Below are 15,929 nucleotides of genomic sequence, written 5' to 3' on the forward strand. Positions count from 1 at the left end.
TGATGCAATTCATCGACCTACAAGCACAGTACCAACATTTAAAAACACGTATAGATAAGCGCATTCAAACGGTGTTAGACCATGGTAATTATATCATGGGCCCTGAAGTTCAAGAGCTTGAAGAAAAACTTGCAGAATACGTTGGTGTTAAACATGCAATAACTTGTGCGAATGGCACTGATGCATTGACTTTAGCTATGATGGTTTTAGATGTAAAAGCAGGAGATGCCGTTTTTTGCCCTACATTTACTTTTTTTGCGACGGCTGAGGTGATTAGTTTTGCTAATGCTACGCCAGTGTTTGTAGACTCTGATGAAAACACTTTTAATATTTGTCCTATTGATTTAGAAAAAAGAATTCAAAAAACGATTGCTGAAGGAAAGTTGGTTCCAAAAGCTATCATCGCGGTTGATTTGTTTGGCTTAACGGCTAGTTACCCCGAAATAGAAAAAATTTCCAATAAATATGGTCTAAAGTTAATAGAAGATGCTGCCCAAGGCTTTGGTGGCTCAATTAATGGAAAGAAGGCAGGGAGTTTTGGTGATATTGCCACAACAAGCTTTTTTCCGGCAAAACCATTAGGTTGCTATGGTGACGGTGGTGCTGTTTTTACTAATAATGATGAGTATGCTGAATTATTAAAGTCATACCGTGTCCATGGTAAAGGACAAGATAAATACGATAACGTACGCATTGGCATGAATAGTCGTTTAGATACTATTCAAGCAGCCATACTACTAGAAAAACTGGCTGAATTTCCGACAGAATTAATTAATCGAAATAAAGCTGCAGCTAACTACGAACGAGAATTAGCTACTACCTATAAAACACCAAAAGTACCAGAAGGTTACTTAAGTTCATGGGCGCAATATACCTTGGTAGATGAAAACCGTGATGAGGTGATGGCAAGCTACAAAGCTCAAGGCATTCCAACCGTTGTTTATTATGGTAAGTGTATGCATCAGCAAACAGCGTTTCATGGTTTGGGCTATCAAAAAGGTGATTTCCCTGTTGCTGAAAAATTAGCAAAAGAGGTGTTTAGTTTGCCCATGCATGGTTATTTACAAGGTCTCACTGATTAATGGCTAATCATTTATGCTTATTCCCGTCATGGTATCCTGAAAAAGAAGGGGATGTCGGAGGGAGTTTTTTTCGTGAACAAGCAATAGCTTTATCTAGACATGGACATCAGGTAGGTGTGGTATACGCAAATATTTTTTCCTTTAAAAAATTTAAAAATTATCTTAAAGCGCCAAAGGGGACTTTAATATTTAACGATGAAGGAGTCGAAACATATATCAAAAATGATTTATGTTTTTTACCTAAGGTGCCTAATGCCTATTCTTGGTTTTGCCTAAATACGGGGATGAAACTATTTGAGAGGTATATTGAGGGAAATGGAAAACCTGATGTAATTCATGTTCATTCTATTTTACATGGTGGGGTGTTAGCTAAAGCTGTTAAAGAAAAATATGGAATCCCTTATGTAATAACGGAACATAGTACTCATTATGCGCGAAAATTATTAAATGATAAACAGTTGGAGCTTGCTCAAGGTGTTGTTAATCAAGCTAATAGTTGTATTGCAGTTAGTGAACCCTTTGCTCAAGTGTTGAGTGATATCTTTGATTCTAATACAAATTGGCTTACTATCCCAAATATACTATCTTCTCGATTTGAGCAGGTAAGTGATTTAAGTTTGACACAAAAGAAAATTTTCACTTTTTGTAACGCCTCGTTACTAACCGATATAAAAGGAATAGACATATTACTGAGGGCTTTTACCTCTGCATTTAAAGGTAGTAAGCATATTCAGCTAAAAATTGGTGGTGATGGACCAAGTAAAGTCAAATTGATCGCATTATCGAAGGAGCTAGGAATAGAACAACAAGTTAAATTTTTAGGGCGTTTAAGTCGAGCTGAAGTAGTCGACATGATTTTAGAAAGTAATGCCTACGCATTATCTAGTCATGTCGAGACTTTTGGTGTTTCTATCATAGAATCACTGGCCTTAGGCCGTCCTGTTGTTGCCACTAGATGCGGAGGTCCAGAATCTATAGTCCAACCTTCGGACGGCTATTTAGTTGAGAAGGATAACGTGCAAGCACTTTCTGATGCTCTAATCGAAATGTACGATAATTATGAAAAATTTGAGTCCTCTGACATTCGTAAATCATGCCTTAATCGTTATAGTGAGTCCGCAGTGATTGAATTGCTTTCAAAAGTTTATGCCAAAGTTATTGGCTGCTAAAAGCACATGGCATTAAAATAGGCTTTGCTCTTCAAATTATGGATTGTTAAATAATGGCAGTTAGAAAGTTATTAGGTTTTTCGCTTGGACCTGCAGTTGCTTCATTCGTAAGTTTGATAAGCGTACCTATATTAACCCGTATCGTTACCCCTGAAACCTATGCTCAAGTATCACTAGCACAGGTCACTATCCAACTGTTATTATTCGCAATTTTTTCTGGTTTTGATCAAGGTTATGTCCGGGAATTTTATGAAGAGAAATCTAAAAGAAAATTACTATTACATACATTAGGATTAAATCTTGGACTTTATGCAGTTGTTGTTTTAAGTTTATGGTGCTTTAGCGAACCGATTTCTAATTTTTTATTTGGTTATATTGATTTTACCTTACTGATTTTAATCGCTGTTATTGCATTTCAATCTGTGATTTTGAGGTATATACAACTTGCTTTTCGAATGGAGGGGAGTGCGATCTCTTTTTCATTGGTTCTCATTATTCAATCTATAACCAATGTACTGTTAATTTTAAGTTTTATCTCACTGAATATAGCTACAGACTTGAAAGCGATATTAAGTGCAAATGCTATTTCAATCTTCATTGTTATTGTATTTGGTATTCTGAAACTGAACCCTCCCGTTCATACTAAAGAAATAGTTAATTTCGACAAATCACTTTTCTTAAAATTGGCAAGATATTCACTTCCTTTGCTCGTATCAACTTTATTTATGTGGGTTCTTTATTCGGCTGATCAGTATATGCTCCGTATTATGAGCGATTATCAGCAATTAGGTTTATATGCGGCTTCTTATAAGTTAATTGCAGCCCTGGTATTGTTTCAAACTATTATATCTACCTATTGGGTGCCAGTAAGTTTAGCTTGGGCGAAAGAAGATAAGTCTAGCTACGAATATGAAAGAGTTGGTTTAATCGTGTCAGGATTATTATTAATTGTATTTTTATTAGCTATTTTGTTTAAAAGCTTATTAGTTCTGATCTTGGGAGTTGAATTTAGAGGCGCAGTGGATATTTTTCCCTATCTACTACTTTTTCCTATTTACTATACATTGGCAGAAGTCGGTAGTTCTGGGATTGCTATCGCGCGGAAAACTAAACTATTAATGCCTATTACTTTTATTTGTGCCTGTCTAAATGTTAGTTTGAATTTATATTTAATCCCTATGATGGGGGCAAAAGGAGCGGCTATCTCTACGGCTTTTACTTTTATTCTATATTTTTATTTAAGAGCATATGTATCAAATAGATATTGGAAAAAATTGACTTTGAAAAACTATAATTATGTGACGCTTATTTGTATAATCACATTAATGTTTCACGATAATAGTTATATTAATTACCTCTGTATTTTGTTATTGCTTTTAACCCTGATTTTTTTGTATTTTAAAGAAAAAAAATTAATAAAATTTTTTATTAATCAAAAAATATTTTCTTCAAAGAATCATACCCCCTAGGATTTATTCGCTGAAATACTATTAGGGGGTTATGTTATAGTTCTCCTATCAGACATATCGCAATGAATACACATAAATAACTGAGGTATATACAACCTCTATTTTATTTTATAAGTTTTGGAAATATAGTGAACAAAAAAAAATCACTGACAATTATTATATATAGCAATTTATCAATTGGCGGCGGCGGTCGTGAAACCTGGTTAAATAACTTCGTTAACTCAGCTGATATATTGAGTTATTTTGAAAAAATCACAGTCGTGAATGCGCTTTCTGTGCAGGAAATGGGTAGTAAAATCATTTTCCCTTTGACGGTTCAGCATAAAGAAATCGACGTAACTGCCTATGGCAAAATCAAAAGGATTATTAAATTTTCTCGATTTTGTCGGAGACATCTTAAAGAAGAAATAAACAATCCGAATCACTATGTTTTTTGCATTGGCACCTTTATTGACAATATTGCGGCTAGCTATGGCTGTTTTGGCTCTAAGTGTATTAAAGGTACATGGATTAGAGGGATTTTAGAAAAAGAGCTTGCTCAACGTCGTTCAGGCTTTATGTTAAGCGTTATAAAGTTGATTGAAGTTTTTTTACTAAAGATATCGAAAATAGTCATTTCAAATGGACAAGATACAGCTGACTTTTATAAGTTAAAAGGCGTAGATTCTACAGTTATCAATAATGGTATTTATCTAGACAAGTTTACCCAAAAACAAAATGGTAATCCTATAGTCATTGGTTTTATCGGACGTCTTAATCTCGAAAAGGGTATAGACTTTTTTATTGATAGTTTACCTAGTTTTATTGGCGTTAAAAATCTTAAAGTTATCGTTGCTGGTGATGGAAGTGAAAAGAATCATTTAATTGAAGCAATTACAAAGCTAAAAGGTCAAGTTGAGATTCAACACTTAGGTGTTGTCGATAATGATAAAATACCTGCCTTATTAGCTACCCTGGATATTAGCATCCACCTCACAGGTACAGGTTTATTAGGGGGGGGAGGAGTTTCACATTCATTAATAGAAGCTATGGCTTCTGGAAATAGAATTATTTGTTGGGATAATGCTATTTATAATCAAGTTTGTGGTTCGTCCTTTTTTTATAAGGCAAAGGAAGATAATTTAGACTCCCTAAATGAAGTTCTAAAATTGGCTATCGAGACTGCAGCTAAAGAAAATAAACCTGATACTAAAATGATCGAATCAGTAAAAGAATACTCATTCCAACATCATGTAAAATCTTTTCTTTCTCTAATTTCTCAAACAATTACTAAATAAATTTATCACAGGAATAGTATTTTGACATTTCGTTATGATCTCAATTTTTTAAGGGCTGTTGCAGTATCTTTAGTGGTACTTTTTCACTTTCAAGTCAATGGGCTTAATGCAGGGTTTATTGGGGTCGATGTTTTTTTTGTTATTTCAGGCTGGCTAATGACAAAAATAATTTATGAGGGGTTAAGGGAAGAAAAATTCTCATTTATTGACTTCTACTTGGCGAGAGCACGTCGAATTCTTCCAGCTCTAATTGTTTTGTGTATAGCTCTACTCATTATAGGGTGGTTCTTTCTACTTCCATCTGAATTCAGGCAGTTGGGGAAACATTTAGCGGCGACACCAGTATTCTTATCAAATATTATATTTTCTTCTGAAGCTGGCTACTTTAATGGAGCATCATATGAAAAATTGTTATTACATACCTGGTCCTTGTCGATAGAGTGGCAGTTTTATGTGATTTTTCCTATCATTTTATTTATTATTGTTAAATTTTTGAAAGTAGGAAAAGTTTCTTTAGTAATACATTGTTTATTGCTGTTGTCACTAATTTACTCGATATGGCTAGGAGTTAATAGGGTCGACAGCAGTTACTTTAATTTGTTCTCTCGTGCTTGGGAGATGCTAGTTGGCGCTGTCGCATATTTTCATGCTTCAAGAATACAGTTTAAGAATAGTCCCGTTATATTTTATAGTGGTGTTTTACTAATATTTTTTAGTGCATTTTTTTTGGATGATACATACTATTGGCCAAGCTTTTGGGCTATTTTACCTACATTAGGGGCTTATTTAATTTTAATAGCACGGTATCAAGAAGCCTTTTTGATCAAAAATAGGGTTGTTCAATATTTAGGAACAACGTCTTATTCTATCTATCTATGGCACTGGCCAGTATTTGTATTCATGTTGAGGTATTATGAGAATATTGAATATCAAAATGTCCTCAGTGGAATAATTATTACCTTAATATTAGCCGATTTCTCATACCGGTATGTTGAAAAAAAAGCTAATAAATTGAAATTTTCATCGCTCAGACAGACTGTTTTTTTTCTTGGTATAATTGGCGCAGTATCACTGTCTTCGGTTGTTGTGTATGTTACTAATGGATTTAGTGAGTATGGTCGTTTTTCAAACAAAATAGTTTTAGCTGACCAAGAGTATAATAATAGGGAAGTAAGAAAAAAAGAATGTTTAAGTGAGTTATCTTTCCGATCATCAAGGTGTATTTATGGGGATAAAGATGGGGAGATAGATTTTATCGTTTTCGGTGATAGTCATGCCAGTGCTATCATCACCGCTTTGCTTTCTTCAAGTAATGAACCGAAGACAATATTATTTATAGCACAGGCAGGCTGTATGCCTTTAAAAGGAGCGTATAAAAAAAATCAACTTAATAATTCTTGTGAGGAGTTTTTTAATACAGAGTTTAATTATATTCAAGAACACCTTTTTGAAATACCTATTTTATTTGTTAGTCGTTGGTCCTATTACCTCGAAGGAAAAATTGGCGAACATGAGCAAGGCTCGTTTCAATTCTATGATGCTATAGGTATGACTCGCCAAGAGTTATTTATGAAATCAGCAGAAGAAACCTTTTGTCCTCTTACTAAATCTAGGTCGGTATATCTCTTGAGCCCAATTCCTGAGTTTGGATATGAAGTACCTAAAAAAATGGCTAGAAATATGCTTTTAAAAGGGGATTATCAAGATCTTTTCATTTCATATGATGACTACATCAAGCGAAACTCTAATGTTATTAATGTATTTGATACGTTGGTAGACATGTGTGGTGTTAAGGTTATACATGTGGAAGAATCATTGTGTAAACAAAATAAATGCTCGGGAACCGAAAATAATCGTCCAATTTATTATGATGATAATCATCTGTCTGAATGGGGGAATCAGAGGTTGATTGAGTCTTTTAAAAAGCTAGAAGCTCTATAGATGTTAAATAAACAAACCAATCAGTATATAGCTCGATTATGAATGAAATCAAAGTAAGCTCTCTTTTTATTTCAAAACGGCTTTCTATATTTAATCAACTCATACAATTAAAAATGACATATTTATATTTTGTTACTTTTTATTGTGTTTTTTTATTGCCATTTTTTGATTCATTAACAGGCGCTTTGTTTAAACTAGGGATTATGAGTGAGGGTGCTCTTGGTTCTCCGTCTCAACTGGGTCGATTAATAGCCCTTTTCTTTCTTATTGTATTTATTTTCAATTCAAAGATTGAAAATAAAATTAAAAAAGGCATATTTTATTTTTCACTTTATTTTTTATTGATAGAAATCGTTGCTGCTTTTATACACCATGAATTAAAGCCGTTTTTGTCAGGTGTTGTTTTTTTTAGTAAAATACTTTTTTGTATTTTAGTGTATATATTTCTCAGTGATTGGGTTAATAAAGATCTAGTGACCTACGATTTTTTTTTTAGGATAGTCATTATCTATGGTGTGATTTTAAGTATATTGCTATTAGCATCCTTTTTGAGTGGCTTTCATATTTCTAATTATGGAAGCAAGTTTGCTACTCGGGGGCTATTTGCTTCTGGAAACGGTATTGGAATTACTATTGGGGTATCAGCATTATTGTCATTATATTACTCCTATATCTCAGGTAAAAATCTATACTTTTTTCTAGGTTTACTTATGATTATAAGTACAGCCATCATTGGCACCAAGGCTGCATTTTTATTTTTAATTCTATCTACTATCTACCTTACTTATGTGAGTTGTAAGAAATTTCCGATAATATCGATTGTCATTGCTATTCTGCTTATTATTTTTGTAGTACCAGCGTTAATTGAAATTTTAGCATTAGTTTTTGAAAATATTATTTCAAAATTTAACAAAATTGAGGATAAGACGGTCTTACTCGCAAGCTCAAGAGATGTCTTCATAAGAGATGCATTTGATAAGCTAAATGTTGATGGCTTCTCTAGTTTAAAAGTACTTTTTGGAGGAGGAGCATTTTATGCTTATGAGTCATTCGAGCTATCAAGCTCATTTCAACGTAAGTTTTTAGAGAATGATCTGTTTGAGCTATTCTTTTGTTACGGTTTAATTCCCGCTATTGGCTATTTGTTTTTTGTTAGCCATGAAATTGTCAAGGCAGTGCGTAACAAAAGGCTCTTTCTAAGTTTCTGTTTACTTATGATTTTTTTACATTCTATTTTAGCTGGTCACGTCATTTTTAATGGGACATCATCGATTATGCTTGTGTTCGTTTTATTATTAACTAAATCTTCTTTTCATCCTAAACACTTAAGGTTAGTGAAATGAATATCAGTATTATTATCCCGTTGTACAATAAGGAAAAGTTCATTGAAAGATGTCTAAATTCAATTTTTTCACAAACATTAAAATCATTTGAAGTTATTATCGTTGATGATGGCTCTACTGATAAAGGGGCTGATCTTATACGAGAGAAGTTCAGTAAAGGTAACCTCAGACTTATTACCCAGGAAAATTCAGGAGTATCTAAAGCTAGAAATACTGGTGTTTCCGTTGCCAAATATTCGTGGGTTGCATTTTTAGATGCAGATGACTATTGGGAAAAGGACTTTTTACTTGAGATTTTAAACACGGTAAAACTATTTCCAAATATCAGCTTATGTTCATCAGGTTATCAATTTTTATCTGGGGGAACATACCGGAAAGCTAATCTAAGTGTTCCAGGCAAAAGCAGTTATAGAATCATTGATAACTATTTTCGCTCTTCTTGTGATGGTGATTTACCAATTACTGCATCTTCTGTTGTCATCAAAAAATCTGATTTTCTAAAGATAGGAGGCTTTCCAGAAGACTGGAACATGGGTGAGGATATATATGTATGGATGAAAATGGCTATCAACTTCCAATTAGCTATTTGTACTAAAACATTAGTTACCTATGATCATTCTGATGAAAATAGTGCCACTAAAAATAACTTAGTGTTGGATATATTGCCTCATGTCAATGCTCTTGAGGATTGGCTTAAAAATGACAACATACCAGAACATTTAAAAAAACATGCTGCTTACTTACTTCATAGAAGTTATATCTACACTGCTTTTCAAAACATAAAGTATGGTAGTAATTATAAGGCTGCTACCTTAATATCAAGCCCAAATGTATTCAATGGTTGGCATAAGTTAGTTATTAAAACTCTTACTCTTTGCCCTGATTGGCTTATCAAGCGATTGAACTAAGGAAAATAATGAAATATCTAGAGTTAGACAGTAAAATTAAAGGGCGTGAGCATTTTTCAACGTTACTTAAAGAAGCAGATGTGCGCTCAAACTTTCACATAATCTCTTTTGTGAATCCTTTTTCCTATATTGAATTGTTAAAATCGCCAGCTTTGATAGATGGTGTAGACAGTTTCTTTACTGACGGCGCATTATTAAAAATATTTCATAACCTATTCTACTCGACAAAAAAAGTTGAGCGATTGAGTTTTGATTTTTCTTCTATAGCAAATGATGTTCTCGAGTGGTGTCAATGTAAAAACAAAAAGGTTGCTTTAGTTGGCGCAGAACCTTCTGAGATTATTGAAGCCGTAAAAAATATAAGCAAGTTATACCCGACTTTAAATATTGTTTACAGTCATGATGGGTATGTAAAGAATAAAAAGGTTAGCGAAAAGGTTATAAATAATATAATAGAAAGTGAAGCTGAAATATTAATATGTGGAATGGGAACCCCCCTTCAGGAAGAGTTTTTACTAGGTTTTAAAGATATAAGCACAAGCCTCCAACTAGGTTTTACTTGTGGAGGATTCTTAACTCAAACTTCTATAAAGCCAGATTACTATCACCCCTTAGTGAAAAAAACAGGCTTAAGGTGGTTACAAAGAATGATAATGCACTCTCACGTTAGAAATCGAGTTTTTAAAGACTATCCAAAGTTTTTATTATTGTACTTGACAAAGCATTTTTAAACTTTTTAAAATAAATTATTAACGAACAATTACCGATTGTAAAATAAATAACAAATAAAATAACAAAAGCGGTAATTCTATTGACGGGTCTTGGTACTCGTATGTTGCCAACAACTAAATCAATTCCCAAAGAAATGTTGCCAATTGTAGACAATTATACCGAATTTTTTTCTTAATTTATTCGTTGGTATCGAGAGTTCTACAAAGAGTTAACCTATAGATAAATGATACCCGTCGGTATCATTTATCATTTTAGGATAGAAAAAACCATTTCACCGTGACAATTGCTAAAAGTCCCTTTAATATTAGTTATCGTAAAAATTTAGGGACGAAAATGACAAATAAAATAACAAAAGCGGTAATTCCAGTAGCGGGTCTTGGTACTCGTATGTTGCCAGCAACTAAAGCAATTCCCAAAGAAATGCTGCCAATTGTGGACAAGCCGATGATCCAATACATAGTTAATGAATGTGTTGCGGCAGGTATTAAAGAAATTGTCCTAGTTACCCATTCTTCAAAAAACGCCATTGAAAACCATTTTGATAAATCTTTTGAACTTGAAACTACTTTAGAAAATCGTGTAAAGCGTCAGTTGCTTGAAGAGATTCAAGCGATTTGTCCGAAAGACGTTACCATACTGCATGTTCGACAAGGTGAAGCGAAAGGGCTGGGTCATGCTGTATTGAAGGCTCGTCCTATTATTGGTAACGAACCTTTTGTTGTGGTACTTCCTGATGTTATTTTAGATGATGCTACGGCCGATTTGAAAACCGAAAATTTAGCGGCGATGTTAACGCGTTATAACGAAGTTGGTGGCTACAGCCAAATTATGGTTGAACCTGTGCCAATGGAGCAAGTCAGTAGTTATGGTGTGGTTGATTGTGGTGGTGTTGACCTTGCCCCTGGTGAGTCAAAAACTATGACGGCTATTGTTGAAAAACCAGCGATGGAAGACGCGCCATCAAACTTAGCTGTTGTTGGTCGCTATGTACTTTCTGAGAAAATTTGGGATTTATTAAAGTTAACACCTCCAGGTGCTGGTGATGAAATTCAATTAACTGACGCTATTGCGATGTTAATGGAAAAAGAAACGGTTGAAGCTTTCCATATGACAGGCAAATCACATGACTGTGGTTCTAAACTAGGCTATATGAAAGCGAATGTTGAATACGGTTTACGCCACCCAGAATTAGCTGATGATTTCAGAGCATATTTAACCGACTTGATGAAGTAACAACTATTTTTGTACTCTTTTGTACTTTTGCAGTTTGTACTTTAACATTTTTGCATTTTCGTCGTCATGCTGAATTTATTTCAGTATCTGGTCTTTGTTGTTGTAAGTACAGATCCTGAAACAAGTTCAGGATGACGGAGTAGTGTTCAGGATGGCGTTGATGTTATCAGGTTGACGGTTATCCCGCAGGATGATGGTGTTGGTATCAGAGAGTCGGTGATCGTTTAGCACTTCTGTCGTCATGCTGAATTTATTTCAGTATCTGGTCTTTGTTGTTGCAAGTACAGATCCTGAAACAAGTTCAGGATGACGGTGTTGTTTTGAGGATGACGGTGATGTGTTGAGGATGACGTTTATCCTACAGAATAACGGTGTTGGTATCAGCATGACGAGCCTTCACCTATTTTAAATTTACTATAAGAAAAGTCTACATATGGATATATCTTCTTTATCAGCGCTTTCAAAAGCGGCTAGGTCTCGGGCAATTATTTCATTATTCTCTAATGACCAAAGCCGTGTTGATCAATACTCAACTAGCAATGCCGGTCTATACCTCGACTTCTCTAAACAAAACATTAACGCAACAGAACTTAATCAGCTTTTTGACCTAGCAGAAAAATCTGATTTAGCTGAAAAAATTAACGCGCAGTTCTGTGGTGAGGTTATCAATAACACTGAAAAACGTGCCGTGCTTCATACCGTTCTTCGTGCCCCAGATGAAAAAAAACAAGCAATATTAGGTGCACAAGCTGACGAAGTTATTGCCACTGAGCAGCACATGGCCGACATCATTAATGATATTAGCTCGGGAAGGTTACTTTCAGCTTCTGGTGAAAAGTTTACTGATATTATCGCTATTGGTATTGGTGGCTCTTATTACGGTATTAAAGTGGCGCTTTCTGCATTAAGTACTTTTCATACCACTGGCTTGAATGCCCATGTTCTTGCCAATGTTGACGGTGCTGCCGTTGAAGAGAAACTCGCTAAGCTGAATGTTAATAACACCTTGGTTGTTGTTATTTCTAAAACCTTTACCACCCAAGAAACTTTGCTTAACGCATTAGCGGTTAAAAACTGGATGCTAAAGCATTCTTCTGATACTGACATTATTGAAAAACAGTGGTTTGCAGTTAGCACTAATATCGTTAAAGCGACTGAGTTTGGTGTTTTAGAAAAAAACATTCTTCCGATGTGGGATTGGGTAGGCGGACGATTTTCGCTTTGGTCTGCTGTTGGTTTACCGCTGGCTTTAGTGATTGGCAATGACAATTTTAATAAGCTTAAGCAGGGCGCTTATCAAATGGACCAGCATTTTCAAAATGCTCCCTTTGAGCAGAATATGCCGGTGTTAATGGCACTGCTTGGTATTTGGAATCGTAATGCTTTGCAGTATTCAAGCCTTGCTATTTTACCTTACGACCATTCTTTGCGGGCTTTACCCGGTTATCTACAACAAACAGATATGGAAAGTAATGGTAAGTCAGTATCTAATACTGGCGAGAAGTTAGCATGGCAAACCGCCCCCACTGTTTTTGGTCAAGAGGGGACGAATGGTCAGCATGCTTTTATGCAATTAATGCATCAAAGCGATGACATTATTCCTACCGACTTTATTGTCTGTTTAAAAGGCGCGAGCCATTTACCTGAACATCACCAAGTATTAGTGGCTAATTGTTTTGCGCAAAGTGAAGCGTTAATGCGCGGTAAAACCTTAGCAGAAGTTAACGATGAACTTGACGCTGCAGGCTTAACACCTGACGAAATTTCTACACTTGCGCCACATAAAACCATGAAAGGTAATACACCCAGTAACACCTTATTACTTGAAGAAATGACACCCGAAAATTTAGGGGCATTACTTGCACTTTACGAGCATAAAATTTTTGTACAAGGTGTTATTTGGCAGTTAAATTCTTTTGACCAATGGGGTGTTGAATTAGGCAAACAATTAGGCAACAGTATTTTATCAGCAATCAATGGTGGCGAAATGTCAATGCTGTCAGCTTCAAGTCAAAATCTAATCAAACGTTTTAATAGTTCTACTAATAAGTAGCATTGAAATATGAACAATAACTAGTCATAAAAGTGGCTAGTTATTGACTTTTTCATGGCAAATCTATAGTATTCCCGCGCTTTTACCTTGATATACCCTCAAATAAGTCAATTAACACTTCTTGTTAAGTTTTCCTATTATTAGGACGTTGTCAGGTTACACCCCACTATCCATAAAATGAGAGTGCAATGTTCGAATTACATGCCAGTAAAGTTTCTAACCTGAAGAACGATGTTCTTTCAGGACTTACCGTCGCCTTAGCGCTAGTGCCCGAAGCTGTTGCTTTTGCATTTGTTGCTGGTGTTGACCCTCTTGTTGGTTTATATGCTGCTTTTATGGTGGGTTTAATTACCTCTGTTTTCGGTGGACGCCCTGGCATGATTTCTGGTGCAACCGGCGCTATGGCTGTTGTGATGGTGAGTCTAGTGGCTATTCATGGTGTTGAGTATTTATTCGCTACGGTGGTATTAACAGGCTTACTGCAAATTCTTGCTGGTATCTTTAAACTGGGTAAGTTTATCCGCTTAGTACCCCATCCCGTTATGCTTGGCTTTGTTAATGGTTTAGCTATCGTTATATTTTTAGCTCAGCTTGGTCAATTCAAATTTACTAATGACGCGGGTGAATTAGAATGGATGCAAGGAGCACCTCTTTATACTATGGCAGGGTTAATTCTTTTAACCATGGCAATTATACATTTTTTCCCTAAGTTAACTAAAGCGGTACCGTCAACATTGGTCGCGATAGTTGCTGTGTCATTCTTAGTTTTCGGCCTTAACCTCGATACTAAGTTAGTAGGTGATGTTGCCTCTATCGCCGGCGGATTACCAACATTTAGCATACCTAGCGTACCGTTTGATTTAGAAATGTTAAAAATCATCTTTCCATTCGCTATCGTATTAGCAGCGATTGGTTTAATTGAATCATTATTAACGCTAACCCTTATTGATGAGTTAACCGGTACTCGTGGCCGTGGTAACCAAGAATGTATTGCACAGGGTGCAGCAAATACTGTTACGGGTTTCTTTGGTGGTATGGGTGGTTGTGCAATGATTGGTCAATCAATGATCAACGTGAACTCGGGTGGTCGAGGTCGAGCATCAGGCATTACTGCAGCACTAGCATTACTTGGCTTTATTTTATTTGCCTCAGGGTTAATTGAACAAATCCCTCTAGCGGCCTTAGTCGGCGTTATGTTTATTGTTGTTATTGGTACCTTTGAATGGTCGAGTTTCCGTATTTTAGGCAAAGTGCCTAAAGCTGATGCCTTTGTGATAATTCTTGTCTCAGGTGTGACTGTTTATTCAGATCTTGCTATTGCTGTTGTTGTTGGTGTTATTGTCTCAGCGTTAGTGTTTGCTTGGGAACACGCTAAACACGTTACTGTCCATCGCTCTACTAACGAGCATGGCTCAACCGTTTATGATGTTAAAGGGCCGTTGTTTTTTGGGTCGGTTTCAAACTTTTTAGAGCAGTTTGATATGGATGAAGCAAGTAGCGACATTATCGTTGAATTTAAAAATTCACGCGTTGTTGACCATTCTGCTATCGAAGCAATTGATACCTTAGCTGACCGTTACTTGTCACGTGGCAAAACCATGCACTTAAGACATTTAAGCAGTGAATGTACAAAGTTATTGACCAAAGCGGGTAGTCTAGTTGAAATCAACGTGATTGAAGACCCTGACTATCATATTGCTACTGATAAATTAGACTAATATGATACAAGCCTATACATTATGTATAGGCTTTTTAAGTTTGGCCGAAGGTTTTTATGCAATTAGAGTTTTTTGATGTTCCCAGCCCCTGTGTGGGTGTGTGTCAGTCTGATGAAAAAGGCAATTGTCTTGGCTGCTACCGTACGCGTGAAGAACGCCAAACGTGGATAAACTTAACGTCTGATAACAAACAAAAAGTAGTTAAACGCTGCTTACAACGCAAAAAACGTAAAAATGCCAAACCGAAAGTCAAAGTTATTCCTACTCTAATAGAAACGCAGCAGCCTTTGTTACTTGAACCCCAACCAAAAGCAAAGCCAGATCCCTCAACAGATCTTGATTTCGGTGACTTTGAACTCTAAGTCTATCATTCTGAAGAGACCCTTGAGTCTAGAAAATACTCTGTCATCCTGAACGAATACGTCACTTTTCACAAATATTCAGCCCTAAACAAATACCGTCATCCTGAACTCGTTTCAGGATCTGTACTTGATCTACAAAGACGAGATACTGAAATAAATTCAGCATGACAGCATGGGAGTGAACAAAGACGAGATACTGAAACGAGTTTAGCATGACGGCATGGGAGAGAACAAAAACCAGATACTGAAATAAATTCAGCATGACGGTACGGGAGTGAGGCAATGCGAATCGTGAACCGACGACTCTCCGTCATCCTGAACTCGTTTCAGGATCTGTACTTGCTCTACAAAGACCAGATACTGAAATAAATTCAGCATGACGGCAAAAAGGCTACACGATTTCCAACTCCCTGATACCAACACCGTCATCCTGAACTTGTTTCAGGATCTGTACTTGCTCTACAAAGACCAGATACTGAAATAAATTCAGCATGACGACACGGGAGTGAGAAAATACGAATAATAAACAAAACACTCTCCGTAATCCTGAATACTACTCCGTCATCCTGAACTTGTTTCAGGATCTGTACTTGCTCTACAAAAACCAGATACTGAAATAAATTCAGCATGACGGCAAGAGAG

General features: G+C 35.8%; 12 protein-coding genes and 1 pseudogene. All 13 read left to right on the forward strand.

The features are described from left to right. The first annotated feature begins 2 nt into the window (after window positions 1-2). Window positions 3-1,082 (forward strand): DegT/DnrJ/EryC1/StrS aminotransferase family protein, encoded by a 1,080-nt coding sequence (locus tag H4J67_RS02080; RefSeq protein WP_182202736.1) that lies wholly within the window; start codon window positions 3-5, stop codon window positions 1,080-1,082. Next, window positions 1,082-2,251 (forward strand): glycosyltransferase, encoded by a 1,170-nt coding sequence (locus H4J67_RS02085; RefSeq protein WP_182202738.1) that lies wholly within the window; start codon window positions 1,082-1,084, stop codon window positions 2,249-2,251. Before H4J67_RS02080 ends, H4J67_RS02085 begins: the two co-directional genes overlap by 1 nt. 53 nt (window positions 2,252-2,304) lie before the next feature. Further along, on the forward strand, window positions 2,305-3,720 hold the full coding sequence (locus tag H4J67_RS02090) for a lipopolysaccharide biosynthesis protein (protein WP_182202739.1): 1,416 nt from the start codon (window positions 2,305-2,307) through the stop codon (window positions 3,718-3,720). 128 nt (window positions 3,721-3,848) lie between these two features. Next, window positions 3,849-4,997, forward strand: a complete 1,149-nt coding sequence (locus H4J67_RS20980) for a glycosyltransferase (protein WP_182202741.1) — start codon at window positions 3,849-3,851, stop codon at window positions 4,995-4,997. A 21-nt stretch (window positions 4,998-5,018) separates the two neighbouring features. After that, window positions 5,019-6,938, forward strand: coding sequence for an acyltransferase family protein (locus H4J67_RS02100; protein WP_182202743.1), 1,920 nt, complete (start codon window positions 5,019-5,021; stop codon window positions 6,936-6,938). A gap of 38 nt (window positions 6,939-6,976) precedes the next feature. Then, entirely contained in the window at window positions 6,977-8,281 is a 1,305-nt protein-coding gene (locus tag H4J67_RS02105) for an O-antigen polymerase (RefSeq protein WP_182202744.1), read from the forward strand. Beyond that, complete coding sequence (locus H4J67_RS02110) at window positions 8,278-9,189, forward strand: glycosyltransferase family A protein (protein ID WP_182202746.1); 912 nt, start codon at window positions 8,278-8,280, stop codon at window positions 9,187-9,189. The genes H4J67_RS02105 and H4J67_RS02110 overlap by 4 nt, the downstream gene beginning before the upstream one ends. A gap of 8 nt (window positions 9,190-9,197) precedes the next feature. Next, window positions 9,198-9,920, forward strand: a complete 723-nt coding sequence (locus H4J67_RS02115; protein WP_182202747.1) for a WecB/TagA/CpsF family glycosyltransferase — start codon at window positions 9,198-9,200, stop codon at window positions 9,918-9,920. 47 nt (window positions 9,921-9,967) lie between these two features. Next, window positions 9,968-10,072 (forward strand): annotated as a pseudogene (locus H4J67_RS02120) (UTP--glucose-1-phosphate uridylyltransferase); the annotation flags it as partial. Window positions 10,073-10,254: 182 nt separating this feature from the next. Then, window positions 10,255-11,154, forward strand: coding sequence for a UTP--glucose-1-phosphate uridylyltransferase GalU (gene galU / locus H4J67_RS02125; RefSeq protein ID WP_182176067.1), 900 nt, complete (start codon window positions 10,255-10,257; stop codon window positions 11,152-11,154). Between the two features lie 433 nt (window positions 11,155-11,587). Further along, on the forward strand, window positions 11,588-13,207 hold the full coding sequence (pgi, locus tag H4J67_RS02130) for a glucose-6-phosphate isomerase (RefSeq protein ID WP_182202749.1): 1,620 nt from the start codon (window positions 11,588-11,590) through the stop codon (window positions 13,205-13,207). A 188-nt stretch (window positions 13,208-13,395) separates the two neighbouring features. After that, complete coding sequence (locus tag H4J67_RS02135) at window positions 13,396-14,925, forward strand: SulP family inorganic anion transporter (protein ID WP_182176065.1); 1,530 nt, start codon at window positions 13,396-13,398, stop codon at window positions 14,923-14,925. A 56-nt stretch (window positions 14,926-14,981) separates the two neighbouring features. Then, window positions 14,982-15,287, forward strand: a complete 306-nt coding sequence (locus H4J67_RS02140) for a DUF1289 domain-containing protein (RefSeq protein WP_182176064.1) — start codon at window positions 14,982-14,984, stop codon at window positions 15,285-15,287. Window positions 15,288-15,929 lie beyond the last annotated feature (642 nt).

This window comes from Colwellia sp. BRX10-4 (genome assembly GCF_014077465.1).
In the GTDB taxonomy this organism is placed as follows: domain Bacteria; phylum Pseudomonadota; class Gammaproteobacteria; order Enterobacterales; family Alteromonadaceae; genus Colwellia_A.

Excerpts from the sequence above, each read along its gene's own strand:
- H4J67_RS02080 (WP_182202736.1), top strand. The coding sequence starts at position 3 with ATGCAATTCATCGACCTACAAGCACAGTACCAACATTTAAAAACACGT.
- H4J67_RS02085 (WP_182202738.1), top strand. The coding sequence starts at position 1,082 with ATGGCTAATCATTTATGCTTATTCCCGTCATGGTATCCTGAAAAAGAA.
- H4J67_RS02090 (WP_182202739.1), top strand. The coding sequence starts at position 2,305 with ATGGCAGTTAGAAAGTTATTAGGTTTTTCGCTTGGACCTGCAGTTGCT.
- H4J67_RS02105 (WP_182202744.1), top strand. The coding sequence starts at position 6,977 with ATGAATGAAATCAAAGTAAGCTCTCTTTTTATTTCAAAACGGCTTTCT.
- H4J67_RS02110 (WP_182202746.1), top strand. The coding sequence starts at position 8,278 with ATGAATATCAGTATTATTATCCCGTTGTACAATAAGGAAAAGTTCATT.
- H4J67_RS02115 (WP_182202747.1), top strand. The coding sequence starts at position 9,198 with ATGAAATATCTAGAGTTAGACAGTAAAATTAAAGGGCGTGAGCATTTT.
- galU (WP_182176067.1), top strand. The coding sequence starts at position 10,255 with ATGACAAATAAAATAACAAAAGCGGTAATTCCAGTAGCGGGTCTTGGT.
- pgi (WP_182202749.1), top strand. The coding sequence starts at position 11,588 with ATGGATATATCTTCTTTATCAGCGCTTTCAAAAGCGGCTAGGTCTCGG.
- H4J67_RS02135 (WP_182176065.1), top strand. The coding sequence starts at position 13,396 with ATGTTCGAATTACATGCCAGTAAAGTTTCTAACCTGAAGAACGATGTT.
- H4J67_RS02140 (WP_182176064.1), top strand. The coding sequence starts at position 14,982 with ATGCAATTAGAGTTTTTTGATGTTCCCAGCCCCTGTGTGGGTGTGTGT.